The organism is Streptomyces sp. NPDC090077 (assembly GCF_044747545.1).
Classification (GTDB): domain Bacteria; phylum Actinomycetota; class Actinomycetes; order Streptomycetales; family Streptomycetaceae; genus Streptomyces.
In genome coordinates, this window is record NZ_JBIVEG010000040.1 from 32,252 (window position 1) to 57,914 (window position 25,663).

General features: G+C 72.3%; 25 protein-coding genes. 10 read left to right on the plus strand and 15 right to left on the minus strand.

Features of this window, described 5'->3' with window-relative positions; genetic code table 11:
- Positions 1 to 97 precede the first annotated feature (97 nt).
- The 6 genes from ACIPW5_RS36240 (at position 98) to ACIPW5_RS36265 (ending at position 5,387) form a co-directional block, all read left to right on the plus strand.
- Positions 98 to 1,951 carry a phosphatidylglycerol lysyltransferase domain-containing protein gene (locus tag ACIPW5_RS36240; RefSeq protein ID WP_401254619.1) on the plus strand — a complete coding sequence of 618 codons (1,854 nt, stop codon included), beginning with the start codon at positions 98 to 100 and terminating at the stop codon, positions 1,949 to 1,951.
- Positions 1,952 to 2,400: 449 nt separating this feature from the next.
- Positions 2,401 to 3,273: a dihydropteroate synthase gene (gene folP / locus ACIPW5_RS36245; RefSeq protein WP_401254622.1), complete on the plus strand. Its 873-nt coding sequence runs from the start codon at positions 2,401 to 2,403 to the stop codon at positions 3,271 to 3,273.
- A gap of 43 nt (positions 3,274 to 3,316) precedes the next feature.
- Entirely contained in the window at positions 3,317 to 3,760 is a 444-nt protein-coding gene (locus ACIPW5_RS36250; protein WP_007264866.1) for a nuclear transport factor 2 family protein, read from the plus strand.
- A 131-nt stretch (positions 3,761 to 3,891) separates the two neighbouring features.
- The gene (folB, locus tag ACIPW5_RS36255; protein WP_030010912.1) at positions 3,892 to 4,251 is read left to right on the plus strand and encodes a dihydroneopterin aldolase; all 360 of its coding nucleotides are present in this window, start codon (positions 3,892 to 3,894) and stop codon (positions 4,249 to 4,251) included.
- The gene (gene folK, locus ACIPW5_RS36260) at positions 4,248 to 4,856 is read left to right on the plus strand and encodes a 2-amino-4-hydroxy-6-hydroxymethyldihydropteridine diphosphokinase (RefSeq protein WP_401254626.1); all 609 of its coding nucleotides are present in this window, start codon (positions 4,248 to 4,250) and stop codon (positions 4,854 to 4,856) included. The genes folB and folK overlap by 4 nt, the downstream gene beginning before the upstream one ends.
- A 45-nt stretch (positions 4,857 to 4,901) precedes the next feature.
- Complete coding sequence (locus tag ACIPW5_RS36265; RefSeq protein WP_401254629.1) at positions 4,902 to 5,387, plus strand: DUF3180 domain-containing protein; 486 nt, start codon at positions 4,902 to 4,904, stop codon at positions 5,385 to 5,387.
- 12 nt (positions 5,388 to 5,399) lie between these two features.
- On the opposite strand, the gene ACIPW5_RS36270 is transcribed toward ACIPW5_RS36265, so the two are convergent.
- From ACIPW5_RS36270 to dacB, 7 genes are all read right to left on the minus strand, one after another.
- Positions 5,400 to 5,786: a hypothetical protein gene (locus ACIPW5_RS36270; RefSeq protein ID WP_401254632.1), complete on the minus strand. Its 387-nt coding sequence runs from the start codon at positions 5,784 to 5,786 to the stop codon at positions 5,400 to 5,402.
- A gap of 4 nt (positions 5,787 to 5,790) precedes the next feature.
- Positions 5,791 to 6,399, minus strand: coding sequence for a GTP cyclohydrolase I FolE (folE, locus tag ACIPW5_RS36275; protein WP_007264872.1), 609 nt, complete (start codon positions 6,397 to 6,399; stop codon positions 5,791 to 5,793).
- A gap of 95 nt (positions 6,400 to 6,494) precedes the next feature.
- On the minus strand, positions 6,495 to 8,522 hold the full coding sequence (gene ftsH / locus ACIPW5_RS36280) for an ATP-dependent zinc metalloprotease FtsH (RefSeq protein ID WP_401254635.1): 2,028 nt from the start codon (positions 8,520 to 8,522) through the stop codon (positions 6,495 to 6,497).
- A gap of 193 nt (positions 8,523 to 8,715) precedes the next feature.
- Entirely contained in the window at positions 8,716 to 9,276 is a 561-nt protein-coding gene (gene hpt, locus ACIPW5_RS36285) for a hypoxanthine phosphoribosyltransferase (RefSeq protein ID WP_007264874.1), read from the minus strand.
- Positions 9,277 to 9,340: 64 nt separating this feature from the next.
- A complete protein-coding gene (gene tilS / locus ACIPW5_RS36290) occupies positions 9,341 to 10,369 on the minus strand; it encodes a tRNA lysidine(34) synthetase TilS (protein ID WP_401254639.1) in 1,029 nt (342 codons plus the stop codon).
- 205 nt (positions 10,370 to 10,574) lie between these two features.
- Positions 10,575 to 11,711 (minus strand): zinc-dependent metalloprotease, encoded by a 1,137-nt coding sequence (locus ACIPW5_RS36295; protein ID WP_401254642.1) that lies wholly within the window; start codon positions 11,709 to 11,711, stop codon positions 10,575 to 10,577.
- 83 nt (positions 11,712 to 11,794) lie between these two features.
- Positions 11,795 to 13,240 (minus strand): D-alanyl-D-alanine carboxypeptidase/D-alanyl-D-alanine-endopeptidase, encoded by a 1,446-nt coding sequence (gene dacB, locus ACIPW5_RS36300; protein WP_401254644.1) that lies wholly within the window; start codon positions 13,238 to 13,240, stop codon positions 11,795 to 11,797.
- Between the two features lie 152 nt (positions 13,241 to 13,392).
- Here dacB and ACIPW5_RS36305 point away from each other — a divergent pair, with 152 nt between their 5' ends.
- Both ACIPW5_RS36305 and ACIPW5_RS36310 read left to right on the plus strand, forming a co-directional pair.
- Positions 13,393 to 13,887, plus strand: a complete 495-nt coding sequence (locus tag ACIPW5_RS36305; protein ID WP_045946146.1) for an inorganic diphosphatase — start codon at positions 13,393 to 13,395, stop codon at positions 13,885 to 13,887.
- Positions 13,888 to 14,068: 181 nt separating this feature from the next.
- Positions 14,069 to 15,706 carry a threonine/serine exporter family protein gene (locus ACIPW5_RS36310; protein ID WP_401254647.1) on the plus strand — a complete coding sequence of 546 codons (1,638 nt, stop codon included), beginning with the start codon at positions 14,069 to 14,071 and terminating at the stop codon, positions 15,704 to 15,706.
- Positions 15,707 to 15,802: 96 nt separating this feature from the next.
- Here the strand turns inward: ACIPW5_RS36310 and ACIPW5_RS36315 are convergent, their stop codons facing one another.
- The 5 genes from ACIPW5_RS36315 to ACIPW5_RS36335 all read right to left on the minus strand — a co-directional run bounded on the left by ACIPW5_RS36315 (position 15,803) and on the right by ACIPW5_RS36335 (position 20,606).
- Positions 15,803 to 16,525, minus strand: coding sequence for a DedA family protein (locus ACIPW5_RS36315; RefSeq protein ID WP_401254649.1), 723 nt, complete (start codon positions 16,523 to 16,525; stop codon positions 15,803 to 15,805).
- 143 nt (positions 16,526 to 16,668) lie between these two features.
- Complete coding sequence (locus ACIPW5_RS36320; RefSeq protein WP_401254652.1) at positions 16,669 to 17,427, minus strand: MerR family transcriptional regulator; 759 nt, start codon at positions 17,425 to 17,427, stop codon at positions 16,669 to 16,671.
- A gap of 97 nt (positions 17,428 to 17,524) precedes the next feature.
- Positions 17,525 to 18,037 (minus strand): DinB family protein, encoded by a 513-nt coding sequence (locus tag ACIPW5_RS36325; RefSeq protein WP_401254655.1) that lies wholly within the window; start codon positions 18,035 to 18,037, stop codon positions 17,525 to 17,527.
- 140 nt (positions 18,038 to 18,177) lie between these two features.
- Entirely contained in the window at positions 18,178 to 19,635 is a 1,458-nt protein-coding gene (locus tag ACIPW5_RS36330; protein ID WP_401254658.1) for an aldehyde dehydrogenase family protein, read from the minus strand.
- Between the two features lie 92 nt (positions 19,636 to 19,727).
- Positions 19,728 to 20,606: a helix-turn-helix domain-containing protein gene (locus tag ACIPW5_RS36335; RefSeq protein ID WP_401254661.1), complete on the minus strand. Its 879-nt coding sequence runs from the start codon at positions 20,604 to 20,606 to the stop codon at positions 19,728 to 19,730.
- Positions 20,607 to 20,967: 361 nt separating this feature from the next.
- On the opposite strand from ACIPW5_RS36335, the gene ACIPW5_RS36340 reads away from it, so the two are divergent.
- Entirely contained in the window at positions 20,968 to 21,453 is a 486-nt protein-coding gene (locus tag ACIPW5_RS36340; protein WP_401254664.1) for an ATP-binding protein, read from the plus strand.
- A gap of 108 nt (positions 21,454 to 21,561) precedes the next feature.
- On the opposite strand, the gene ACIPW5_RS36345 is transcribed toward ACIPW5_RS36340, so the two are convergent.
- Both ACIPW5_RS36345 and ACIPW5_RS36350 read right to left on the minus strand, forming a co-directional pair.
- Complete coding sequence (locus tag ACIPW5_RS36345; protein ID WP_125818357.1) at positions 21,562 to 21,807, minus strand: DUF397 domain-containing protein; 246 nt, start codon at positions 21,805 to 21,807, stop codon at positions 21,562 to 21,564.
- 151 nt (positions 21,808 to 21,958) lie between these two features.
- Positions 21,959 to 24,004 carry an FUSC family protein gene (locus ACIPW5_RS36350; RefSeq protein WP_401254667.1) on the minus strand — a complete coding sequence of 682 codons (2,046 nt, stop codon included), beginning with the start codon at positions 24,002 to 24,004 and terminating at the stop codon, positions 21,959 to 21,961.
- A gap of 119 nt (positions 24,005 to 24,123) precedes the next feature.
- Between ACIPW5_RS36350 and tatA the strand changes: the two genes are divergently transcribed.
- Positions 24,124 to 24,288: a Sec-independent protein translocase subunit TatA gene (tatA, locus tag ACIPW5_RS36355; RefSeq protein ID WP_401254670.1), complete on the plus strand. Its 165-nt coding sequence runs from the start codon at positions 24,124 to 24,126 to the stop codon at positions 24,286 to 24,288.
- A gap of 4 nt (positions 24,289 to 24,292) precedes the next feature.
- Here tatA and ACIPW5_RS36360 read toward each other — a convergent pair whose 3' ends face one another.
- The gene (locus tag ACIPW5_RS36360) at positions 24,293 to 25,468 is read right to left on the minus strand and encodes a DUF2786 domain-containing protein (RefSeq protein ID WP_401254673.1); all 1,176 of its coding nucleotides are present in this window, start codon (positions 25,466 to 25,468) and stop codon (positions 24,293 to 24,295) included.
- Positions 25,469 to 25,663 lie beyond the last annotated feature (195 nt).

A 25,663-nucleotide genomic window follows, 5' to 3' on the forward strand; every position in this document is an offset into this window, starting at 1 on the left:
ACCCGCCACCCGCCGATGTCGTCCTAGTGGACGCACCACACTCCGGAGGCTGTCGCGGCCTTCGGCCACATGATCTCTCGCGGAGCAACGGGAAGCGATGTCTAGCAGGATAGATGGCGATAAGTCGGGACAGGTTCCGAGTACGGTCCGGCGAATCTTCCGCGGACCACGACCGGAGTCGGTGCCCGGTCTCGTAGGTACGGCCGTCATGATCGTCGGCCTTCTGGACATCGCGGCGGGCGTCTTCCCGCGATTCCGCCACAGCCGGATCCACGCGGTCACCGAGGTGCTGCCCGGCTCCCTGGGCCCCTTCGCCGCGGCCCTCTCCATCAGCGCGGGCGTGCTCATCCTGCTGCTCGCGCACGGTCTCAAGCGCCGCAAGCGCCGCGCCTGGCGGGCCGCCGTGGTCCTGCTGCCCGCCGGCGCCGTCGCGCAGTTCGCGTACCGCCACTCGGTCATCGGCGTGGTCATCTCGGCCGTCCTCCTCGCCCTGCTCATCCGCCACCAGGCCGAATTCAAGGCCCTGCCGGACCCGCGCAGCCGCTGGAAGGCCCTCGCCAACTTCGTCCTGATGAGCGCCGGCTCCATCGGCCTCGGCCTCGTCATCGTCAACGTGCACCCGGGCAAGGTCGTCGGCCGCCCCAGCCTGTACGAGCAGATCACCCACGTCGTCTACGGCCTCTTCGGCTTCGAGGGCCCCGTCGACTACGCCGGGCGGGTCTCCTGGACCGTCGGCTACTCCCTCGGCGCCCTCGGCATGCTGACCGCCGTCACCACCATCTACCTGGCCTTCCGCCCCGAGCACCCGGCCGCGCAGCTCACCTCCGACGACGAGGACAAGCTGCGCGAGCTGCTCGCCCGGCACGGCGGCCGCGACTCCCTCGGCCACTTCGCGCTCCGCCGCGACAAGGCCGTCGTCTTCTCCCCCAGCGGCAAGGCCGCCGTCACCTACCGCGTGGTCTCCGGCGTGATGCTCGCCTCCGGCGACCCGGTCGGCGACGTCGAGGCCTGGCCCGGCGCCATCGAGCGGTTCATGGAAGAGGCCAAGGCCCACTCCTGGACCCCCGCCGTCGTCGGCTGCAGCGAGACCGGCGGCGAGGTCTGGACCCGTGAGACCGGCCTGGACGCCCTGGAACTCGGTGACGAGGCCATCGTCGACGTCAAAGACTTCTCCCTCGCGGGCCGCCCGATGCGCAACGTCCGCCAGATGGTCAAGCGCATCGAGCGCAACGGCTACACCACCAAGGTCCGCCGGGTCAGCGAGCTCACCGAGGAAGAGCTGACCGCCGTGCGCGGCGCCGCCGAGGCCTGGCGCGGCACCGACACCGAGCGCGGCTTCTCCATGGCCCTGGGCCGCGTCGGCGACCCGGGCGACGGCGACTGCATCATCGCCACCGCGCACCGCGTGGAGGAGGGCGACACCAGCCCCTTCGGCGACCTCAAGGCCATCCAGCACTTCGTGCCGTGGGGCAAGGACGGCATGTCGCTGGAGATGATGCGCCGCGACCGCGGGGCCGACCCCGGCATGAACGAGCTGCTGATCGTCGCCTCCCTCCAGCAGGCCCCCGAGCTGAAGATCGAGAAGGTCTCCCTGAACTTCGCGATGTTCCGCGCGGCCCTGGCCCGCGGCGAGAAGATCGGCGCCGGACCGGTGCTGCGGGCCTGGCGCGGCCTGCTCGTCTTCCTCTCGCGCTGGTTCCAGATCGAGTCGCTGTACAAGTTCAACGAGAAGTTCCGCCCCCGCTGGGAGCCGCGCTTCATGGTCTACCGGCACCACCGCGACCTGCCGCGCATCGGCTTCGCCGTGATGCAGGCGGAGGGCTTCGTCACCCTGGCCCTCCCCCGCCTCTTCGCCAGCCGGCGACGGCCGAAGCCGGTGCGCACCTGCACGCATGCGGTCCACCCGGCCAAGGTCCCGTCCCAGCAGGACCGCGAGGTCCAGGCCGCGTAGCCCTTCTTGACGCGCCGCTCGCGCGGCTCGGCCCCTGGGGGCCTCCCCGGCTTCGCGCCGCTGCGACAGCCTCCGGCTGTCGGATGCGGGGCGGGGCCGGTTCGCGTTGCGGGGCCGGTGGGTCGGGTGCGGGTGCGATGCCGCTGCGCGGAGCCGGGGTCCCCTACCCGCCCTTCCACCGTTCCCTGGGGGCTCCGCCCCCAGACCCCCGCGCCTCAAACGCCGGCGGGGCTGGAATTGCCCTGCGGGCAATCCAGCCCGCGCGGCGTTTGAGCGCACCGGGCGCGGAGCGTCCGGTACCGGGGTCAGGGGCGGAGCCCCTGGGAACGGTGGAAGGGCGGGTAGGGGACCCAGCCCGCGCAGCGGCCGACCACCCGCAGACGGCCCGGCCAGGGCAGCGGCCAAGCCTCAGAACCGCCCGGCCAGGGCAGGGGCTCTACCCTGGGCCCATGAACAGCAACCTCGGGCCGGCCCCCAGGGGCAACGTCGCAGGGCTGCCCGACTGGGACCGCTGCGCGGTCATGGGCGTCGTCAACGTCACCCCGGACTCCTTCTCCGACGGCGGCCGGTGGTTCGACACCACCGCGGCCGTCAAGCGCGGCCTCGAGCTCGTCGCCCAGGGCGCCGACCTCGTCGACGTCGGCGGCGAGTCCACCCGCCCCGGAGCCACCCGCGTCGACGCCGAGGAAGAGCTCCGCCGGGTCGTGCCGGTCGTCCGGGGCCTGGCCTCCGAGGGCGTCACCGTCTCCGTGGACACCATGCGCGCGGCCGTCGCCGCGCAGGCCGTCGCCGCCGGCGCCCGCCTCGTCAACGACGTCAGCGGCGGCCTCGCCGACCCCGGGATGATCCCGGCCGTCGCCGCCGCCGAGGTCCCCTTCGTGGTCATGCACTGGCGCGGCTTCAGCGACAACATGAACAGCCTCGCCGTCTACGACGACGTCCTCGGCGAGGTCGCCGCCGAGCTCCGCACCCGCATCGACGCCGTCGTCTCCGGCGGCATCGCCCCCGAGCGGATCGTCGTCGACCCCGGCCTCGGCTTCGCCAAGAACGCCGAGCACGACCTCGCCCTCGTCGCCCGCCTCCCCGAGCTGCGCGCCCTCGGCTTCCCGCTGCTCGTCGCCGCCTCCCGCAAGCGCTTCCTCGGCCGGGTCCTGGCCGGCACCGCCGACACCGCCCCGCCGCCGGCCCGCGAGCGGGACGCCGCCACGGCCGCCGTCTCGGCCATCGCCGCGCACCAGGGCGCCTGGGCCGTACGGGTGCACGAGGTACGGGCGACCGCCGACGCGGTTCGGGTGGCCCGTGCCGTGGAAGGGGCTCTGTGACCCGCCCGACGCACACCCGCCGGACGTACAGGGAAGGGGCACGGTGAGCCGTACCGACATCGAAGCCGTCGAAGAGGCCAACACGGCGTTCTACGCGGCCATGGAGCAGGGGGACTTCGACACGCTGTCGGCGCTCTGGCTCGAGGACGAGATCTCCTGCGTCCACCCCGGGTGGCCGGTGCTCTCGGGGCGGGGCGAGGTCCTGCGCTCGTACGCGCTGATCATGTCCCACACGGAGTACATCCAGTTCTTCCTGACCGACACCAAGGTGGCCCTCATAGGTGACACCGCCCTGGTCACCTGCACGGAGAACATCCTCAGCGGGGGCCCCTCCCCCGAGGCCGGGGAGCTGGGCCCGCTGGTCGGCCAGCTGGTCGTCGCCACGAATGTGTTCCGACGCACACCGGAGGGCTGGCGCCTCTGGTCCCACCACGGTTCTCCGGTGCTCACGGACTCCGATGACGAGGAAGAAGAGGGCTCCGGCTGACCCCAAGGGCGGGGCCCGGGGTATATCGCAGGTAAATTCGAAGGCGGACGACGCCGACCGCACTCGGCGTGGGCCCATGGCCCCGGGGAGCCCCGGGACCGGAAGCACCTACGAAAGCAGGAGTGATTCGCGTGGATCGTGTCGCGCTGCGCGGCCTCAAGGCTCGCGGGCACCACGGCGTCTTCCCCCGGGAACGCGAAGAGGGCCAGACCTTCATCGTCGACCTCGTGCTGCACCTGGACACCCGCCCGGCCGCCGCCGGGGACGACCTGGCCAAGACCGTGCACTACGGGGTCGTGGCCGAGGAGGTCGTGGACGTGGTCCAGGGCGAGCCCGTGGACCTGATCGAGACCCTCGCCGAGCGGATCGCCCAGCAGTGCCTCAAGCACGAGGCGGTCGCACAGGTGGAGGTCGTCGTCCACAAGCCGGACGCGCCGATCACCGTCCCCTTCGACGACGTGACCATCACGATCACCCGGAGCCGCGCATGAACAACGGACTGAGCGCCCAGAGCGACCCCACCGTCCAGCCGGTACCCGCCTCCGTCGTCGAGGCGGTCGACGCGGCGGACACCACCCTGTCCAACCCCAAGTGGGCCGTCGTCGCGCTCGGCGCGAACCTCGGCAACCGCCTGGACACCCTCCAGGGCGCCATCGACGCCCTCGGCGACACCCCGGGGCTGCGGGTCAAGGCCGTCTCCCCGGTCTACGAGACGGAGCCGTGGGGCGTCGAGCCCGGCTCGCAGCCCTCGTACCTGAACGCCGTCGTCGCGCTGAAGACCACGCTGCCGCCCTCCTCCCTGCTGGAGCGGGCCCACGCGATCGAGGAGGCCTTCGACCGCGTCCGCGAGGAGCGCTGGGGGCCGCGCACGATCGACGTCGACATCGTGACGTACGCCGACGTGGTCTCCGACGACCCCGTCCTCACCCTCCCGCACCCCCGGGCGCACCTGCGGTCCTTCGTGCTGGCCCCCTGGCACGACATCGACCCCGCGGCCCAGCTGCCCGGCCGCGGCCCCGTCGCCGAACTGCTGGCCGCGATCGGCCTCACCGGTGTCACGGCGCGCCCCGACCTGGAACTCCGCCTGCCGGAGTAGCCGTTAGCGTGTTCAGGTAGCAGTCACTGAACAGGGGACGGGCAAGTGAAGCAACTGAGGCCGGCGGTCCTGGCGGGCATCTTCGCGATCGCCGGGGTGCTGTCCTGGGCGGGCGCCCGCCTGTGGAACGCGTACGGCACCCTGCCGGGCGTTCCGCTGGCCGCGCCGATCGTGCTGGCGGTGATCGCCGTCGTCCTGCTGGCGACGGCCCTGTCGATGCGCGCCCGCCTCAAGGCCCAGCGGGAGCGCCGCCCGGGGGCGAAGGGCGTGGAGCCGCTGATGGCGGCCCGGGCGGTGGTCTTCGGCCAGGCGAGCGCCCTGGTCGCGGCCCTGGTGGCGGGCATGTACGGGGGCGTCGGCGTCTTCCTGCTGACCGACGCCCTGGACGTCCCCGCCCGCCGCGACCAGGCCTGGTACGCGGGCGCCTCGGTCCTCGCCGGGGCGGCCGTGGTCGCCGCCGCCCTGTTCCTGGAGCGCGTCCTGAAGCTCCCCGAGGACGACGACCCGGGCAAGGCCCGCGCCACGGCCTGAGCCCGCCCGGGGCTACGTGTAGAGGTGCCCCAGCCACTCCCAGAGCGGGCGCCGGCCGGGGCCCCGGTCCTCCCAGTCGCAGAACTGGAGGTCCTCCAGGACGCCGTCGTACGCGAACAGCGTCGCCTCGCCGTCGTAGCCGCCGTCCGGGCCGATCAGGGAGGCCCCCGCCACGGGGCCGAGGCGCCGGCCCGTCGGCGCGGCCGCCACGGCGTCCATGTCCACCCGCAGGTACACGCAGGGGCAGGAGCAGCCGCTGTCGCGCATCTCGGCGTACGGGATCTGCGCCCGCAGGGCGCGGTGGACGTCGGACGCGCCTCCGAGCAGCAGCTCGAGGGTGCGCCTGACGTCCTCGCTCAGCGGCTCCCAGGCGGCCTCCCCGGCCGCCCCCTCCGGCACGGGGTCAGCGCGCCATGATCAGGCTCATGGCCTCGTTGCGGGTGGCGGGGTCGCGGAGCTGGCCGCGGACCGCCGAGGTGATGGTCTTGGCACCGGGCTTGCGGACGCCGCGCATGGTCATGCACATGTGCTCGCACTCGATGACCACGATGCAGCCCCGCGGGTCCAGGATCTCCATCAGGGAGTCCGCGATCTGCGTGGTCAGGCGCTCCTGGACCTGGGGGCGGCGGGCGAAGACGTCCACCAGGCGGGCCAGCTTGGACAGGCCGGTGATCTTCCCGTCGGTCGACGGGATGTAGCCGACGTGGGCCACGCCGTGGAACGGGACCAGATGGTGTTCACAGCTCGACATGACTTCGATGTCCTTCACGAGGACCATCTCGTCGTGGCCGAGGTCGAACGTCGTGGTGAGGACCTCTTCGGGCTTCTGGTACAGGCCGGCGAATATCTCCTTGTACGCCCGCGCCACGCGCGCCGGGGTCTCCAGGAGGCCTTCGCGGTCCGGGTCCTCGCCGACCGCGATCAGGAGCTCGCGGACGGCCGCCTCGGCGCGCTTCTCGTCGAACTCGCCGATCGTGCCCTCGCCACCGGTCAGGGTCACTGGGTCGGTCATCTCATCCTCGTTCCTGTGTGCGCACGCGGCTCGTACAAATGTGCCGCGCCCCCCAGGCTAGAACCTGGGGGGCGCGGCATCCATTCCGGACCTGCTCAGGCCTCCGGACGCTCCTCCGGGGAGGGCTCCGGGGCCTTCTCCACAGACACGGCGGCCGGGGCCGAGGTGCCGTTCGCGGAGTTCGTCAGCTGGAGCTCCTTGGGAGAGAGCACCGGCGGGCGGGTGGAGGGGGTACGGCGGGAGGAACCGGTCCACGCCGGGCGGGCCGGGCGCTTCACGATCGTGGAGAAGATCTCGGCGATCTCCTCCTTGCCCAGCGTCTCCTTCTCCAGGAGCGCGAGGACGAGGTTGTCCAGGACGTCCCGGTTCTCGACCAGGATCTCCCAGGCCTCGTTGTGCGCGGTCTCGATGAGCTTCTTGACCTCTTCGTCGACCAGCGCCGCGACCTCTTCCGAGTAGTCCCGCGGGTGCGACATCTCGCGGCCCAGGAACGGCTCGGTGTTGTCCCCGCCGAACTTGATCGCGCCGAGGCGCTCGGTCATGCCGTACTGGGTGACCATCGCGCGGGCCGTCGCCGTGGCCTTCTCGATGTCGTTCGCCGCGCCGGTGGTCGGGTCGTGGAAGACCAGTTCCTCCGCCGCGCGCCCGCCCAGCATGTAGGCGAGCTGGTCGAGCATCTCGTTGCGCGTGGTCGAGTACTTGTCCTCGTCGGGCAGGACCATGGTGTAGCCCAGGGCCCGTCCGCGGGACAGGATCGTGATCTTGTGGACCGGGTCGGAGTTCGGGGAGGCCGCCGCGACCAGGGCGTGTCCGCCCTCGTGGTACGCGGTGATCTTCTTTTCCTTGTCCGACATGATCCGGGTCCGCTTCTGCGGGCCCGCCACGACGCGGTCGATCGCCTCGTCCAGCATGTGGTTGTCGATCAGCTTCTTGTCCGAGCGGGCCGTGAGGAGCGCGGCCTCGTTCAGGACGTTGGAGAGATCGGCACCGGTGAAGCCGGGGGTGCGGCGGGCGACGGCCGAGAGGTCGACGTCCGGAGCGACCGGCTTGCCCTTCTGGTGGACCTTGAGGATCTCCAGACGGCCCTGCATGTCGGGACGGTCGACCGCGATCTGCCGGTCGAAGCGGCCCGGGCGCAGCAGTGCCGGGTCGAGGATGTCGGGGCGGTTCGTGGCGGCGATCAGGATGACGCCGCCCTTCACGTCGAAGCCGTCCATCTCGACCAGGAGCTGGTTGAGGGTCTGCTCGCGCTCGTCGTGGCCGCCGCCGAGGCCCGCACCGCGGTGCCGGCCGACGGCGTCGATCTCGTCGACGAAGACGATCGCCGGCGCGTTGGCCTTGGCCTGCTCGAACAGGTCACGGACGCGCGAGGCGCCGACGCCGACGAACATCTCGACGAAGTCGGAACCGGAGATCGAGTAGAAGGGAACGCCGGCCTCGCCCGCGACGGCACGCGCGAGCAGGGTCTTGCCGGTGCCGGGCGGGCCGTAGAGCAGCACGCCCTTGGGGATCTTGGCACCGACGGCCTGGAACTTCGCCGGCTCCTGGAGGAACTCCTTGATCTCGTGGAGCTCCTCGACGGCCTCGTCCGAGCCCGCGACGTCGGCGAACGTCGTCTTCGGGGTGTCCTTGGTGATGAGCTTCGCCTTGGACTTGCCGAAGTTCATGACCCGGGAGCCGCCGCCCTGCATCTGGTTCATCAGGAACAGGAAGACGACGACGATGAGCACGAAGGGCAGGAGCGAGAGCAGCACGCTCAGGAACGGGCTGGTCTTGTCCGGCGTGACGGAGTAGCCGTCCGGGATCTGACCGGCTTCGTACTTGTTCTGGAGGTTCTGGGCGAGCTGGACGCCCTGGTCCCCGATGTAGTTGGCCTGGAACTTGGTGCCGCTGTTGTTGCCGAGCTTCTGGCCCTTCTTCAGCTCGATCTTGATCATCTGGCTGTCACCGGTGGTCAGCTTGGCGCTGTCCACCTGGCCACTGTTGATCGCCTTGATGACCTCGCTGGTCTCCACCGACTTGTAGCCGCCGCCGGAGCCGACGACGTTCATCAACACGACCACGGCGAGGACGGCCAGCACGATCCACATGACCGGCCCACGGAAGTATCGCTTCACGTCCATCCATACGGGGTGCCAGGCACCCCGTCCCTCCTGCCCGTAGGTAAATGCTGCTGTGAGTAAAGACTGTTCTTCGGAATGTACCCCTGTATTGTCACCCGCGGCCCCGTGGGACGGCTGACAGACCCGCCTTCTCCTCCAACGGCGGGAATCGCCCCCAGGTTCCCCTGGGGGCGATCGCGGTGACGACCGGGGTTCAGCCGCCGTACACGTGCGGGGCGAGCGTGCCGACGAACGGCAGGTTGCGGTACTTCTCCGCGTAGTCGAGGCCGTAGCCGACGACGAACTCGTTCGGGATGTCGAAGCCGACCCACTCGACGTCGATCGCGACCTTCGCGGCCTCGGGCTTGCGCAGCAGCGTGACGACCTTGAGGGAGGCCGGCTGGCGGGAGCCGAGGTTCGACAGCAGCCAGGACAGGGTCAGGCCCGAGTCGATGATGTCCTCGACGATCAGGACGTGCTTGTCCTTGATGTCGGTGTCGAGGTCCTTGAGGATCCGCACCACGCCCGAGGACTGGGTCCCGGCGCCGTACGAGGACACCGCCATCCAGTCCATGGTGAGCGGGGTGGACAAGGCGCGCGCCAGGTCCGCCATCACCATCACGGCGCCCTTGAGCACACCGACGATGAGCAGGTCCTTGCCCGCGTACTCCGCGTCGATCTTCGCGGCCAGCTCGGCCAGCTTCGCGTCGATCTCTTCCTTGGTGATGAGCACCGACTGGAGGTCGTTGCCCATGTCCTTCTCGTCCACCCGCATCACTTTCGTTGTCGGCCGGGGCTCCGGGGGTTCCCCGGAGGACTCAGCCGTGTTTGAGCACCAATCAGCCCTGCCGGATGACAAGTCTGCCACCCTGCCGCTGGGCCTCGACGCGGCCGGGCAGGTTGATGGCGCCCTGGCCCCGCCATCCGGTGATGAGGCGGTCGACTTCCTCGATGTGGCGGGCGAAGAGCGAACCGGCGGGGGAGCCCGCCGCCACCACGGCCCGGCGCAGCACCCGGCGGCGGACGGCGGGCGGCAGCGCGTACAGCTTGGCGCACTCCAGGCGGCCGTCCTCGTCGCGCACCCCGGCCTCGGCGTCGGCGGCCCAGGCGTCGAGGGCGTCGGCGTCGTCGCGGGAGAGCTGGGCGGTGCGGGCGAGCGCTTCCACGACCCCCTTGCCGAGCGCCTTCTCCAGGGCGGGCAGGCCCTCGTGGCGCAGCCGGGAGCGGGTGTAGGCGGGGTCGAGGTTGTGCGGGTCGTCCCAGACGGGCAGGGACTGGACCATGCAGGCCTTGCGGGCGGTCTGCCGGTCGACCTGGAGGAAGGGCCGCCGGTAGCGGTTGGTGCGCCCGGGGCCGCCGGAGACTTCGGCCATGCCGGAGAGCGAGCGGGTGCCGGAGCCGCGGGCGAGGCCGAGCAGGACGGTTTCGGCCTGGTCGTCGCGGGTGTGGCCGAGCAGCACGGCGCATGCTCCGAGCCGGTCCGCGGCCTCGTCCAGGGCGGCGTAGCGGGCGTCGCGGGCGGCCGCCTCGGGTCCGCCCTCGCGGCCGACGCGCACGGCGATGGACTCCACCGGGTCGAGGCGGAGTGCGGTCATGCGGGTCACGACCTCCGCGGCGCGCAGGTCGGAGCCGACCTGGAGGCCGTGGTCGACGGTGATGCCGCCCGCCCGGATGCCGAGCTTGGGGGCCTCGAAGGCGAGGGCGGAGGCGAGGGCCATGGAGTCCGCGCCGCCGGAGCAGGCGACGAGGACGAGGGGCCGGCCGCCGGCCGCGCGGGGGCGGGGGATGTCGGTGAGGTCGGTGAGGACGTCGTGGAGTACGCGGCGGACCGCCAGGCGTATCGCCGCGACCGCAGGATGGGGACCCATGTCCGGTGCCCTTCGTGGAGTTCGGATGCTCGGAGGCTTCGGGTGTTGCGCGGGGGAGATGCGGAATGTCACTCAGAGTGCGTCGATGGTGACAGAACCGAGCCGTTCCCCGAGCATCGCACGCCCTTCCACGGCTCACGGTCCCTCGGAAGGGTGATGCTGCTTCCCCCAGTGGGACATGTTTACGCCTCCTGCTTCACCTTTCTCAGGCCTGCGGGCCCCCCTTGCGGTGGACCCGGGCCACCCAGTCCGCGGGGCGGGCGATCTCGCTCTTGGTCGGCAGGGTGTTGGGCGAGGTCCACACCCGGTTGAAGCCGTCCATGCCGACCTGGCCGACGACGGCCCGTACGAAGCGCTCGCCGTCGCGGTACTGGCGCAGCTTGGCGTCGAGGCCGAGCAGCTTGCGCAGGGCGGCGTCGAGGCGGCCCGCGCCGCTGGCCCGGCGCTGCTGGAACTTCTCGCGGATCTCGGCGACGGAGGGCACGACCTCGGGTCCGACACCGTCCATGACGAAGTCGGCGTGGCCCTCCAGCAGGGACATGACGGCGGTGAGGCGGGCGAGGACCTCGCGCTGTTCGGGGGTCTGGACGAGCTCGACCAGGGAGGGGCCCTCGTCGCCGCGTTCGCCCTCGGCGCGGGCTCCGGCGAAGGACTGGACGGCCTCGCGCAGCCGCTCCAGGACGGCTCCGGGCTCCATCTCGGTGGCGCCGAGGAAGGTCTGGATCTCGCCCTCCAGGTGGGCGCGCAGCCAGGGGACGGCGGTGAACTGGGTGCGGTGGGCCTCCTCGTGCAGGCAGACCCAGAGCCGGAAGTCGTGCGGGTGCACCTCCAGCTCGCGCTCCACGTGCACGATGTTCGGCGCGACGAGCAGCAGCCTGCCGCCGGCGGCGCGGCCGCCGGGCAGGTCGGGGCCGGCGGGCGCGAAGGTCTCGTACTGGCCGAGCACCCGGGAGGCCAGGAAGCTGAGCAGCATGCCCAGCTCGACGCCGGTGACCTTGCCGCCGACGGCGCCGATGACGGCTCCGCCGGGGGCGGCGGAGCGGCGGTCCTGCATCTTGCCGAGCAGTGGGCCCAGCAGTTCGCGGAAGCCCGCGACGTTGGCCTTGACCCAGCCGGCCCGGTCGACGACGAGGACGGGGGTGTCGGGGAGGGGGGAGCCCTCGGGGATCATCCGGGTGAACGCGCGCACGTGCTCCTCGGAGGTCCTGGCGTGCCGGCGGAGTTCCGCCACCACGGCCCGGGCCTCGTCGCGGCTGACCTCCGGACCCGGCCTCACCAGCCGGGTCGCGGTGGCCACCGCGAGGTTCCAGTCGACCATCTCCGCACCACCGATGCTCGTCATGCGTCAACCGTACGTGGACCCGCGCCGCTGGGGGTCCCCCCGGACGGAGTTTGGGGGAGGATCCCCCTCTGCGGCCCGATGCGCTACGAAGTGGCGGCGACGGCGGCGGCCAGTTTGTCGAGGCCCTTCTCCGCGCTCTCCTTGACGGGGGCGTTCCCGGCCAGGAAGGCGAAGGCGAGCAGGCGCCCGGACGGGTCGACGACGGTCCCGGCGAGGCCGTTCGCCCCGGTGAGGGTGCCGGTCTTGGCCCGGAGCAGGCCGGCGGCCGGCGAGGTGCCGGAGTTGCGGCCGCTCAGGGTGCCGGTGAAGCCGGCGACGGGCAGCCCGGTGAGGACGGGCCGCAGCTCGGGGCGGGCGGGGTCGGCGGCCTTGGCCAGGAGGGCGGTCAGGAGGCGGGTGGTGACCCGGTCCTCGTGGTTGAGGCCGCTGCCGTCGAGGAAGCGGGTGCCCTTGAGGTCGACGCCGAGGGAGGCCAGCTTCTCGGTGACGGCCTGCTCGCCGCCCTCGAAGCTGGCGGGCTTGCCGGCGGCGAGGGCGGTCTGGCGGGCGAGGGCCTCGGCGATGTCGTTGTCGCTGTTGGTCAGCATCCGCTCGACGAGCCCGGCGAGGGGGGTGGAGAGGGTGGTGGCCAGCGGCTGGGCGCCGGCGGGGGCCTTCGCCTTCCCGGGTTCCCCGTTGACCTTGATGCCGCGGTCGCGCAGCAGGGCGGCGAAGGCCCGGGCGGTGTCCCCGGAGGGGTCATCGGTGCGCGCGGCGGTCCCGGCGGTGGAGTCGTCGCGGCGGCCCTCGTCGGCGGTGAGGGCGGTGACGGGTGCGATGTTGCCGGCGCGGCCGACGTCGTTGGGGTGGAGGACGGGCCCGGTGTAGAGGGAGTCGTCGTAGCCGAGGGTCACGGTGTCGGTCCCGGCCGCCTTGAGGGCCTGGGCGGTGTCGGCGGCGAGGGCGACGAGGCTGCCGCCGGAGCCGGCGGGGCTCTTCTTCTTGGCGGTGAGGGAGGGGTCGCCGCCGCCGACCAGGACGATCTCCCCGGGGCCGGCTCCGGGGGCCACGGTGGTCCGGATGCGGTGTTCGGGGCCGAGCGCGGCCAGGGCGGCGCTCGCGGTGACGATCTTGACGGTGGAGGCCGGCTTCATGGGGTCGGCCGCCCCGGACTCGTAGAGCACCCGGCCCGTCGCGACGTCGATCACGGAGGCCCCCCGTGCGGTGCCCAGCGCGGGGTCCGCCAGCAGCGGCGCCAGGGCCCCGGCGAGCGCGCCGGCGCCGGCGTCCGGCCGCGGGGCGAGCACGCCCAGCACTCCGGGGGCGCTGGGTGCGGCCTGCGGGAGCCCGCCGGCGGCGTGATCTGCGCCACCCGTCCGGGTCCAGGAGGCGGCCCTGTCCCGCTCGGCCTTACGCTGGCCGGAGTCCCAAGGACCGCTGGTGGCCACCACCGCAGCCGAGAGGGCGAGGCCGGCGACGGCCGACCCCGCGATGAGCTGCCACGTCTTGACCAATGGCACCTCGGACCAGCCCCTTTCGCGATCACACATATGCGTGAGGGACACTTAACCACTGCGTCTTGCCGCGAGCATGGCACCCCACCCGTAGGGCGGGGCCGGACGCGCGCGCATTTGAATCGAATGCCGTCTCGAAGCAGACAAGCTTCGGCACAGGGCCGGAGCTGATCATGGAGGAGCAGGACGTGGAGTTCGACGTCACCATCGAGATCCCCAAGGGTTCGCGGAACAAGTACGAGGTGGACCACGAGACCGGCCGGATCCGTCTGGACCGTCGCCTCTTCACCTCGACCAGCTACCCGACGGACTACGGCTTCGTCGAGAACACCCTCGGCGAGGACGGCGACCCGCTGGACGCGCTGGTCATCCTGGACGAGCCGACCTTCCCGGGCTGCCTGATCAAGTGCCGCGCGATCGGCATGTTCAACATGACCGACGAGGCGGGCGGCGACGCCAAGCTGCTGTGCGTGCCGGCCTCGGACCCGCGCGTCGAGCACCTGCGCGACATCCACCACATCTCCGAGTTCGACCGCCTGGAGATCCAGCACTTCTTCGAGGTCTACAAGGACCTGGAGCCGGGCAAGTCCGTCGAGGGCGCGAACTGGGTCGGCCGCGCCGAGGCCGAGGCCGAGATCGAGGCCTCGTTCAAGCGCCTGGAGGCCCAGGGCGGCCACCACTGAGCTCCGCTCGGTAACGCCTGAACCGCAGCGGGCGGCACCCCCATGCCGGGGTGCCGCCCGCTGCGGCGTTCCCGGGCCGCGCGGCGCGGGCCGCTGCACGGGGCCGGCACCGCCTCGCTTCGCCACGGACGAAACGATTCCGCATACTGATACCGCCAAGTGATCAAGGGTGGGAGGATGCGTGGCGGAGGCCGAAGGGCCCGGTCCCGAAGACCGGAAGCCGAAGTCCGACGAGGCGCGCAGCGCCTTCACCCCGCCCCCCGGGATGGAGCCTGAGGTTCCGGTCGAGGACCAGGCCACGTCCGAGTTCGCCCTGCCGGAGGGCACCGCCCCGCCCCCCGCCGAAGCCGAGGGCTCCGCCTTCGCCGCCCCGGCCACCTACAGCGCCAGCCAGTCCCCGCCCGCCTACACCCCCCTCCCGGCGCCCGCCTTCCCCGCCTCCTCCCCCTGGCAGGACCGGATGCGCACGATGCTGCGCATGCCGGTGGACGTCCGGCCGGTCCCCGAGGCGCTCCAGCGCCAGAGCGAGTCCGGCCCCGCCGTGGGCCGCGTCCTCGACCTCACCCTGCGCATCGGCGAGCTGCTGCTCGCGGGCGGCGAGGGCGCCGAGGACGTGGAGGCCGCGATGTTCGCGGTGGCCCGCTCCTACGGGCTCGACCGCTGCGAGCCCACCGTCACCTTCACCCTGCTGTCGATCACCCACCAGCCCTCCCTGGTCGGCAACCCGGTCTCGGCGAACCGCACCGTGCGCCGCCGCGGCACCGACTACACCCGCCTCGCCGCCGTCTTCCGGCTGGTCGACGACATCAGCGCCCACGAGGTCGAGGTCTCCCTGGAGGAGGCCTACCGCCGCCTCGCCGTGATCCGGCGCAACCGCCACCCGTACCCCACCTGGGTGCTCACCGCCGCCGCCGGGCTGCTCGCCGGGGCCGCCTCCACCCTGGTCGGCGGCGGGGTCACGGTCTTCTTCTGCGCCGCCCTCGGAGCCGTCCTCGGCGACCGCCTCGCCTGGTACTTCGCCGACCGCGGGCTGCCCGAGTTCTACCAGTTCGTCGTGGCCGCGATGCCGCCGGCCGCCATCGGCGTGGCCCTGAAGCTCGCCGAGTTCGACGTCCGCGCCTCCGCCGTGATCACCGGCGGGCTCTTCGCCCTGCTGCCCGGACGGGCCCTGGTCGCGGCCGTGCAGGACGGGCTCACCGGCTACTACATCACCGCCTCGGCCCGCCTGCTGGAGGTCATGTACCTCTTCATCGGCATCATCGTCGGCGTCCTGGTGGTGATCTACGTGGGCCTCCAGTTCGGCGCCTCGCCCAACCCGGACGAGGTCCTCCAGATCCCGCACCGCCCCGTGCTCCAGATCCTCGCCTCCATGGTCCTGGTGTTCACGTTCGCGATCCTGCTCCAGCAGGAGCGCTCCACGGTGTGGATCGTGACCCTCAACGGCGGGGTCGCCTGGGCGACCTTCGGCGCGCTGCGCGCCGCCGAGCTGCCGCCGGTGCCGTCCACGGCCATCGCGGCCGGCCTGGTCGGCCTGTTCGGCCAGCTCTTCTCGCGCTACCGGTTCGCCTCCGCACTGCCGTACGTAACGGCCGCGATCGGCCCGCTGCTGCCGGGTTCGGCCACGTACTACGGGCTGCTCTCGATCGCCGAGAACCGGCTCGACGCGGGGCTCGCCTCGCTCGTCAACGCCGCCGCCATCGCGCTCGCGATCGCGATCGGAGTGAACCTCGGCTCCGAGGGCTCACGGCTCTTCATGCGGATCCCGGGGTCCCGCAGCGCGGCCAAGCGGGCCGCGGCGAAGCGGACCCGAGGCTTCTGAGGCCCCGGGGGCGCCCGTCCCGGGTACGCGTACACCCCGGAGACGGGCCGTCTCCGGGGCGTACGGGGCTGCGCGCGGCGCCTGGGCGCCCGGCGGTCAGCGCTTGGCGTGGCGGCCGCGCTGGCCGGGGGCCGGGGGCTGCTGCTGGTCCTGCTGCGGGTGGCCGGGCTGCGCCGGGGCGGCGGGCGCCTCGGCCTTCTTGGCCTTGCGGGCCTTCAGCACCTCGAAGACCACCGGGATCACGGAGATCAGCACGATGCCGATGAAGATCGGCTCGACGTTCTTCTTGATGACCTCGAACTGGCCCAGCTGGTAGCCGAGGACCGTGACGCCCGCGCCCCAGAGGATGCCGCCGACGATGTTGAAGGTCAGGAAGGTGCGGTACTTCATCGCGCTGGCGCCGGCGACCATCGGCGCGAACGTGCGGATGATCGGCACGAAACGGGCCAGCACGATCGCCTTGGGGCCGTGCTTCTCCATGAAGTCGTGCGCGGCGTCCAGGTTCTCCTTCTTGAAGACCTTGCTGTTCGGCCGGTTGAACAGCTTGGGGCCGAAGAACTTGCCGAGCAGGTAGCCGACCTGGTCACCGATGATCGCGGCGGCCGCGATCATCGTGCAGACCGCCCACAGGGGCTGGCTGATGTCGCCGCTGGCGACGAAGAGACCCGCCGTGAACAGCAGGGAGTCGCCGGGCAGGAACGCGAAGAAGCCCGATTCCGCGAAGACGATGACCAGGATGCCGATCAGGCCGAAGTGCCCGATCAGGTACTCCGGGGACAGCCACTCGGGGCCGAGGGCAAGCGTGTAGAGGGGTTCCACGTTTCCGGGCTCTCCTGGATCAGGGGGACGTCTGCGGTGGGGGACGCGACTTGGCAGGCGGTCTCAATTATGAACGCACACCGCCCCCACCGGGTTCCAGGGACCGGAGGGGGCGGTACGGGTGAGGGTTCCGCTACGCGGCGCTACACCTTGCGCACGGCGTTCGCCGTGATCGCGTCCCGCAGGTGCTCGGCGACCCCGGGACCCATCGCGTCGTAGAAGGCCTTGAAGCGCTCGTCCGCGACGTACATGTCACCGAGGCAGGTGTGCATCTCGTACGGGCAGTCGTAGAACCACCTGCCGATGTGCAGCCGGTGCTCCTCCGCCATGTCCATGGCCGCCTCGCCCTCCGCGGGCTCGCCGGCCGCCACCAGGGCCGCGTAACGGGTGCCCCAGTCGGCCGTCTCGTCCTGGATCCGCTTCCAGTCGTCCTTCGTGTAGGTCGCGGCCCTGCGCTGCGACTCCGCGTAGGCCTCCGTGCCACCCCAGCGCTGCTCGGCCTCCTCCGCGTACTGCTCGGGGTCCTTGTCCCCGAAGACCTCGAACCGCTCCTCGGGCGTGAGGTTGATGCCCATCTTCTTCGCCTCCATGGCGTGCTCAACGGCCTTGGCCATCTGCTGGAGCCGGGCGATCCGCTCGGACAGGAGGGCGTGCTGCCGGCGCAGGTGCTCCCTCGGGTCCGATTGCGGATCGTCCAGCAGGACCGCGACCTCGTCGAGCGGGAAGCCGAGCTCCCGGTAGAACAGGATCTGCTGCAGCCGGTCGAGGTCGGCGTCGTCGTAACGCCGGTGCCCCGCACCGCTGCGGCCGCTCGGGGAGAGCAGCCCGATCTCGTCGTAGTGGTGCAGGGTGCGCACCGTGACTCCGGCGAAACCGGCGACCTGGCCCACGGAGTAGCCCATTGCCTTCCGCTCCTTCGGTTGGGTACGCCCTCCACTGTGGTTCCTCACGCCGCGTGAGGTGCAAGCCCCATTCTCCGGGGGAGCGGGCGGGCGGGGGTCAGCCCATCGCCTTCGTGCCGTCCAGGGACTCCCGGATGACGTCCGCGTGGCCCGCGTGCCGGGCGAACTCCTCGATCAGGTGCAGGAGCATCCAGCGCATGGAGACCTTGTGGTTCTCGGGGAACCAGGGGGCCGGCGGCAGCGGGAAGGTCTCGTCCAGGCTGGGCAGGTCCGCGACGAAGGCGGCCAGCTCCCCGCTCACCCCGTCCCAGAAGGCCTGGACGGCCGGAACGGTCTCCCCGCCGGTCAGCCGGAAGCCCTCCTTGTAGTCCTCCCGGCCGGCGGTGACCTCGTTGTCCCGCTGCTGCGCCATCCGCAGCCAGCCCAGCTCCACCTCGGCCACGTGCTTGAGCAGGCCGGACAGGGACAGCTCGCTGGCGCTCGGGCGGCTCGCGGCCTGCTCCTCGGTCAGCCCGGCCACCGCCTCGCGGACCGCGGCGCGCTGCGACTCGATGAAGGCGAGCAGGGTGCCGCGCTCGTCGCCCAGGACCTCACCGGAAATCTCCGCCATGACCAACCACCTCTTCGTCCCCTCAGCGGGGCCCTCCCCCGCTGACAAGGACCACGCTACGGAGGCTTGCGGTCAGGTGCTGTCCGCAACTCCGCGGGAAGGCCGGAAGGTCGGAAGGTCGGAAGGTCGGAACCGGAAGGTCAGAAGGGGAACTGGGTGCGGCCGTGCTGGACCGAGATCCACTTCTGGGTGGTGAAGGCCTCCACGGTGGCCTCGCCGCCGAGGCGGCCCAGCCCGGAGGCCTTCTCGCCGCCGAAGGCCGCGAGGGGCTCGTCCCCGATGGTGGAGTCGTTGACGTGGATCATGCCGGTCTCGATGCGCCGGGCGAAGCGCACCCCGCGCTCCACGTCGCGGGTGTGCACCGCGCCGCTGAGCCCGTAGGGGGTGGCGTTGGCCAGGCGCACGGCCTCCTCCTCCCCGTCGAAGACCACCAGCAGGGCGACCGGCCCGAAGATCTCCTGCCCCAGCAGCGGGGAGTCCGCGGGGAGGTCGGTGAGGACGGTCGGCTCGACCAGGTTGCCGCGCGTAGATCCCCGTACGAGGGCCCGGGCCCCGGACTCCACGGCCCGGTCCACGAGCGCGGTGAGCGCGTCCGCCTGGAAGGAGTTGATCAGCGGGCCGATGTGGGTGTCGGCCTCGCGGGGGTCGCCGGTCTTCAGGGCGCGCACGCGGGCGGTGAACTTCTCGGTGAACTCCTCGGCCACGCTCGCGTCGACGAGGATCCGGTTGGCGGCCATGCAGACCTGGCCCTGGAAGACGAAGCGGCTGAAGACGGCCGCGTCCACCGCGTAGTCGACGTCGGCGTCGTCGAGGACGACCAGGGCGCTGTTGCCGCTCAGTTCGAGGACGGTCCGCTTGAAGTGGCGGGCGGCGACCGAGCCGACGTGCCGGCCGGTGCGGTCGGAGCCGGCGAAGGAGATGACCTTGGGGACGGGGTGGGTGAGGATCGCGTCGCCTATCTCCGCGATGTCCGTGACCAGCACGTTCAGCAGTCCGGCCGGCAGGCCCGCGTCCTCGAAGATCTTGGCGATGATCCCGCCGCCGGCCACCGGGGCGTTCTGGTTCGGCTTGATCACGACCGCGTTGCCCAGGGCCAGCGCCGGGGCGACCGACTTCAGCGTCACCAGGAAGGGGAAGTTGAAGGGGCTGATCACGGCCACCACGCCGACCGGCAGGCGCTGGACCCGGTTCTCCTTGCCCGCGACCGGCGAGGGCAGGATGCGGCCCTCGGGGCGGACGGCCAGCTGGATCGCCTCGCGCAGGAACTCCATCGCGAGGTGGACCTCGTACTCGGCCTTGGGGCGGGTCCCGCCGAGCTCGTCGATCATCGCCTCGACGATCTCCTTGTGGCGCTCCTCGGTGATCCGCAGGGCGCGCTCCAGGACCGTGCGTCTCGCGTAGGGGCCGGTGGCCGCCCAGTCGCGCTGGGCCCGCTCGGCGGCACGGTAGGCACGGTCGACCTGCTCGACGGTGGCCACGGTGATGGCCGCGAGCTTCTCCCCGTTGTACGGGTTGACGTCGATGATGTCCCACGAACCGGTGCCGGCCAGCCATTCGCCGTCGATGTACTGGTGAGCCAGGTCGGTGAATATGGACATGCCATCCCTTACTGCGAGCGCGCACCCTTGCGCTGCACCGGAGACCGATCGGTCATCTTCATGCACTGATCAGACGTCATAGTACGTGTGCTTCAAGACAGTTGGAGGAGTCCGCGCAGGAGATCGCGGGTCCGGTCGGGATCGGGGCAGTCCGCCTGGAGCCGTTCCATCGCCCGCGCGTACTGGGCCACTTCCTCTTCCTTGTCCAGGTAGAGGGCGCTGGTCAGCTGTTCCAGATAGACGATGTCCTGGAGGTCGGACTCGGGGAAGCGCAGCAGGGTGAAGGCTCCGCTCTCGCCCGCGTGGCCGCCGAAGGAGAAGGGCATCACCTGGAGCCGCACGTTGGGCCGCTGGCTGATCTCGATGAGGTGCTCGAGCTGGCCGCGCATCACGTCCCGGTCGCCGTACGGGCGGCGCAGCGCGGCCTCGTCGAGGACGGCGTGGAAGACCGGCGCGTTCTCCGACACCAGGACCTTCTGGCGCTCCAGGCGCAGCGCGACGCGGCGGTCGATCTCGGCGGCGGTGGCGCCGGGCATGCCGCGGCGCACGACGGCCTGGGCGTACGCCTCGGTCTGGAGCAGTCCGTGGACGAACTGCACCTCGTAGATGCGGATGAGGGACGCCGCCCCCTCCAGTCCGACGTACGTCTGGAACCACCCGGGCAGCACGTCGCCGTAGCTGTGCCACCAGCCCGCCGCATTGGCTTCGCGGACCAGGCCGAGCAGGGACTCCCGCTCGGTGCCGTCGGTGACCCCGTAGAGCGTGAGGAGGTCCTCCACGTCCCTGGCCTTGAAGCTCACCCTTCCCAACTCCAAGCGGCTGATCTTCGATTCGGATGCGCGGATCGAGTAGCCGGCCGCCTCACGGGTGATGCCGCGGGATTCTCGGAGTCGCCTGAGCTGTGAGCCCAGGAGGATGCGGCGCACCACAGAACCGCTGGCTTCTGCGGTCACTAGTCCTGCCCTCCCCATCGCAATGGTGTGCGCGTGGTGTGCGCGTGCCTCGTCGGAGCCCCCGTACCCCGGTGCCGCAGTCTGCCACCAAAACGCATCGGCCCGTACTCGTTCTGTAACGGAATCCGGCGTCCCGGAAAAGAAGTCCGTAAGTATGCGTAGGAAGAAATGAGCAAGAACCGTCACGGGAGTGGACGGGTCGGGCGCGTGCACGTGCATCTGCCCTTGCATACGGCTTCGGCATTCGGAACGATGGTGCCGCGCACCTGCGTGCTCTTCGCGCCGGCGCGGGACCCACCCCGCAGTTCTCTTTGGACGAAGCCGCCCGCTTCGTCCGCGAATCCCGGGAGTGCCTCGCATGGGGACGAATGGATCGGTCATGCTCGAGCCGTTACGGCAGGGTCTGCCCCCGGTCGATCCCACGGCTGTCTCCGGATCCGCCTCCTGCGCCCTGCCGGCCCGCTTCGACGCGGTGCGCGGCGCCCGCTCCTTCACCCGGTCGACCCTTTCCCAGTGGGGCCTGGACGACCGCTTCGACGACGTCTCCCTCGTCGTCTCCGAACTCGTCACCAACGCCCTGCGCCACGCCCTGCCGGACGAGGCGCGGCCGTCCGGCGAGCCGGAGGCGGCGGTGCGGCTGCACCTGATGCGGTGGAGCACGCGGCTGGTGTGCGCGGTGCGGGACCCCAGCGAGGACCGGCCGGGCGGATCTTTCGCGCCGGAGCGCACGGACGAGAACTGCGACCTGGAGTCGGGGCGGGGGCTGTTCCTGGTGGACGCCTACAGCGACAGCTGGGGCTGGCACCCGCTCGCGGGGCGGCTCACCGGCAAGGTGGTCTGGGCGCTGTTCATGCTCACGGACTGACCTGCCGCCGCCGCACGTGCACCGCGTCCTCGGACGACCGGCCGGGCCCGATCACTGCGATCGGTCCCGGCCGGTGCACGTGCATGGCGTGATCTTTGCGCCGTTCCGTCAGCCGACCAGGTGGTCGAACTCGCCGTCCTTGACGCCCGCCAGCAGCGCCTCTATCTCGGCCGGCGTGTAGACGAGCGCCGGTCCGTCGGGAAAGCGCGAATTGCGCATGGCGACGTCGCCGCCGGGCAGTCTGGCGAACTCCACGCAGGATCCCTGCGAGTTGCTGTGTCTGCTCTTCTGCCAGGTCAGCTGGTACAGGGAAGTGAGTTCTGCAGCTGCCATCCCGTTGTACGCGTGGTCCACAGGAAGCCCCCGATAGTGCAGATGTCAACTCCACCGGATCATAGCTGTGTTCACCACCGCATGCATGGGCAGATGCACGTGCACGCGCGGTGTTCCACCCATCACTGTTGATCACCACGGGCGGGGCCGCGGGCGGTACCACGGGCGGCGTTCAGGGCCGCAGCGCCTCCGACACCTCGTCCAGCGACTCCAGCAGCTGCTCGGCCGCCCCGCGCAGCACGCCCCGCTCGGGCGCGTCCCAGTCCGCCAGGAGCTCCCGGACCCCGTCCCACCGCGGGACCCGCCGCTCCCGGACCGCCCGCGCGCCCGCCCCGGTCGCCTCCCGCAGCGCCGCCGCCAGCTCCGCGGCCCCCGGCACCGGGTCACGGTGGCGTTCGGGCAGGTGGGCCTCCAGCAGCATCGCGTTGCGGCCCAGCGCCGCCAGCGCGTCCCCCGCGCCCGCGGCGGCCGCCCGGGACAGCCCCCGGTGGCGCACCGGCTCCCCCTCCGCCCGCGCGAGGGCCTCGTGCCAGGCGATCCGCGCGTCCCGGGCCGCGAGCAGCGCCTCCCGCACGTCCGCGCGCCGGGCCCCGGCCGGGTCGGCGTACTGCCCCAGCACGGCGGCCGCGTACCGCCCGTCGGCGGCGAGCCAGTCGGCGAGCCGGGTGCGCAGCCGCGGGGTCTCCCAGGCCGGGTAGACGGCGTAGGCGAGCATCGCGAGGACCCCGCCGACGAGGGTGAGGGCGATCCGGTCGGGCACCGTCTGGTCCCAGCGGACGCCGCCCATGCCGAGCAGGAAGACCACGTAGGCGGAGACGAAGAGCTGCGCGACGGCGTACCCGGTGCGCATCAGCACGTACATCAGGCCCGCGCTGACCACGGCCAGCAGCCCCGACAGGTACATCCCCGGCTGCGCCAGCTGCACGACCGCGGTGGCGACCCCCACCCCGACCAGGGTGCCGGCGAAGCGGGCGAAGGCCCGGGACCAGGTCTGGGTGAAGTCGGGCCGCATCACCATCACCGAGGTCATCGGCGCCCAGTAGCCGTGTCCGAACGGCAGGACCTGCCCGATCAGGTAGCCCGCGCAGGCCGCCGCCGTCACCCGGACGGCGTGCCGCAGCACGGGCGTACCGGGCCGCAGCTCGGCCCGTACGGACTTCAGCACCAGCGGCACCAGGGCGGGCACGGTGGGCCGCAGCATGGCCTCGGCGGGGTCCGCGGTGCGCCCGGAGCCCGGCTCGGCCGTCTCCAGTACGTCGTCCAGCAGGGCGGCGAGCCGGCGCGCGGCCCGCAGCGGCGCGCCGGTGAAGACCTCCGGCAGGTCGGGCGCCTTCAGCACGGCCAGCGCCGGCGCGGGCAGGCGTACGGGGTCCCCGTGGCGGATGGCGTGCGCGGCCGCGTCCAGCACCGCCCCGGCGGCGTCCAGCAGCCCCCGGACCCGTTCGCGGGCCGGCCCCTCGGCCGGGGCCCCGACGGCGGGGTCGGCCAGCGAGGCCAGCACCGGCCGGACCCGCTCCGCGAGCCCCCGCGCCCCGTGCAGCTCGGCGGGCCGCCGCCGGGCCTGCCGGACGGTGACGGTGGCGGCGTCCCGGGCCTTCATCAGCGGCGCGGGGTCGAAGGCGCTGACGGGGTCGTGCCGCAGCCGCCGGGCGTAGTCGGCCTCGGCGGCGAGGGCGTCGGCCAGGGCGTCGCGCTGGGCACCCCAGCGGCGGACCGGGAACAGCACGATGAGCAGCGCCTGCACCACCCCGCCGGCGGCGATCATCGCGGCGTGCCCGGCCGCCTGCGCCACGGAGGTCGGCAGGGTCACGGTGACCAGCATGATCGCGACGTTGCCGGAGGCGATGATCCCGGCGGTGGGCCCGGCCGCCCACATCAGCCCCGCCGCGAAGGTCCAGACGGCGAGCATCGGCAGGAACAGCCCGATGTGGGCGGACCCGACCAGGTACCCGGCGAAGGTGGAGACGGCCAGGGTCAGCCCGGAGGCGAGGGCGAGCACGGGACGCGGGCGCCAGCTCTGCTGGAAGGTGGCGATGGCGGCCATGAAGGCCCCGAACGCGGAACTGGCCGCCGCGCCCGGCCCGAGCAGGGCCAGCCCGGCGCCGATGACGACGGCGAGCCCGGCGGCGGCCCGGAGCGCGACGAGGGGCTCCAGACGGGCCCGTTCGACCTTCATGCCCGCGCGCGCGGTGTCCTTCAGCGCGCGGAGCCAGCTCATGGCGTCGAGCGTAACGTTCGCGGCTCTTTTCAGCTTTTCTTCAGAGTTGTGCACCACCCGTGCGGCCCTGTTCGATGGGCCGCACCGTCGATCGACCGTCGTCCGAAAGGTGGGCACGCATGCTCCGCAACGGCCTGGAACCCTGGCACCTGATCATCGTCCTGGCGGTCGCCCTGCTGGTCTTCGGCTCGAAGAGGCTCCCGGACATGGCCCGTTCACTGGGCAAGTCGGCCCGCATCCTCAAGTCGGAGGCGCGGGCGATGCGCGCGGAGGACACCGTCTGACGGTCTAGGGGAGCGGGGTGCGCCGCCCGCCCATGTGGGCGGCGTCGGCGGCCGCCGTGCCGTCCTCCCAGCCCGCGTGGTCGGTGGCGCCGCGCAGCCGGGTCGTCGTGGTCTGGGGGAACATCTCCTCGGCCCGCGCGCCGACGGCCACGTCCCGGGCCACCAGGGCGGGCAGGTAGTCCGGGGCCTCGGTGGCCGTGTGCTCGGCGGTCTCGGCGAGCCGCCGGCCGAGCCGGCTGGCGTAGGCGAGCAGGAAGGACTGCCGGAAGGTCTTGGTCCGCTTGCGCCCGCCGGCCCGCTGGGCGGCCTCGGCCCGGGTCATCGCCGCCGTGCCCTGCACGAGCAGGGAGGTGTACAGCAGTTCCACGGCCTCCAGATCGCTCTCGAAGCCGACCACCGTCGAGAACTCGAACCCGCTGTTCCACACCGCCCGGCAGCGGTTGGCGGTGGCCACCGCGTCCAGCAGCACCGCCTTGGCCTCCTCGTACGGGGGCTCGACCCCGATCCGGCAGGCGGCCGGCACCTGCGCCGGACCGCCGCCGCGCACCGCGAGCAGCGCCTCGTCCACGGTGTGCCGGGCCATCAGCTCCTGCGCCTTCGCGCTGAGCGCCTCCGCCTCCTCGGGGTAGGTCGTCGCCTCGGCCTTCGCCAGCAGCGCCCGGATCCGGCCGAGCATGCGCGGCTCGATGTGCGCGTGCTCCGCGAGGTCCCCCGCCGGGTCGCCGGGCACCGGGCCCACCGGCTCGATCGACGGCAGCCGGACCAGCAGCCGGTACAGCTCCAGGACGGCGGTGGCCAGGGTGAACCGGTCCGCCCTCTCGCGGCGCGCGAGCCCCTCGGCGTACTCCTCGTCCGCCGTCCACCACACCTCCGCCGCACCCCACCGCTCGGGGAGCCGGGCGTACCGGCGGGCCTCGGCGGCGATCACGTCCCCGGCGACGGCGAGGTGCACGGCCTCCAGGTCCCGCCGCACCAGCCGCAGCACGTCGGCGGGCCGCCACCCGCGCTCCCACGCCTGCCGTACGTACGCCTCCCCGCGCGCGAGCAGCTCCCGCCCGACCCCGCCCCACGCGGAGGGGTCGGCGGCGAGCACGGACGCGCCGACGTCGAGCCCGGCGTCGTCCTGGGCGTAGAGGGCGGCCGCGAAGGCCCGGTCGACGATCTCGGCACACTGACTCACCCCCTCAGCTTTGCACGCCACCTTTTTGACGCGGGGCGGGGCCGGTCCGGGTGGCGGGGGCCGGTGGGCCGGGTGCGGGTGCGTTGCCGCTGCGCGGGGCGGGTCCCCTACCCGCCCTTCCACCGTTCCCAGGGGCTCCGCCCCTGACCCCGTACGGGCGCTGCGCGCCCGTCGCCTCAAACGCCGGCGAGGCTG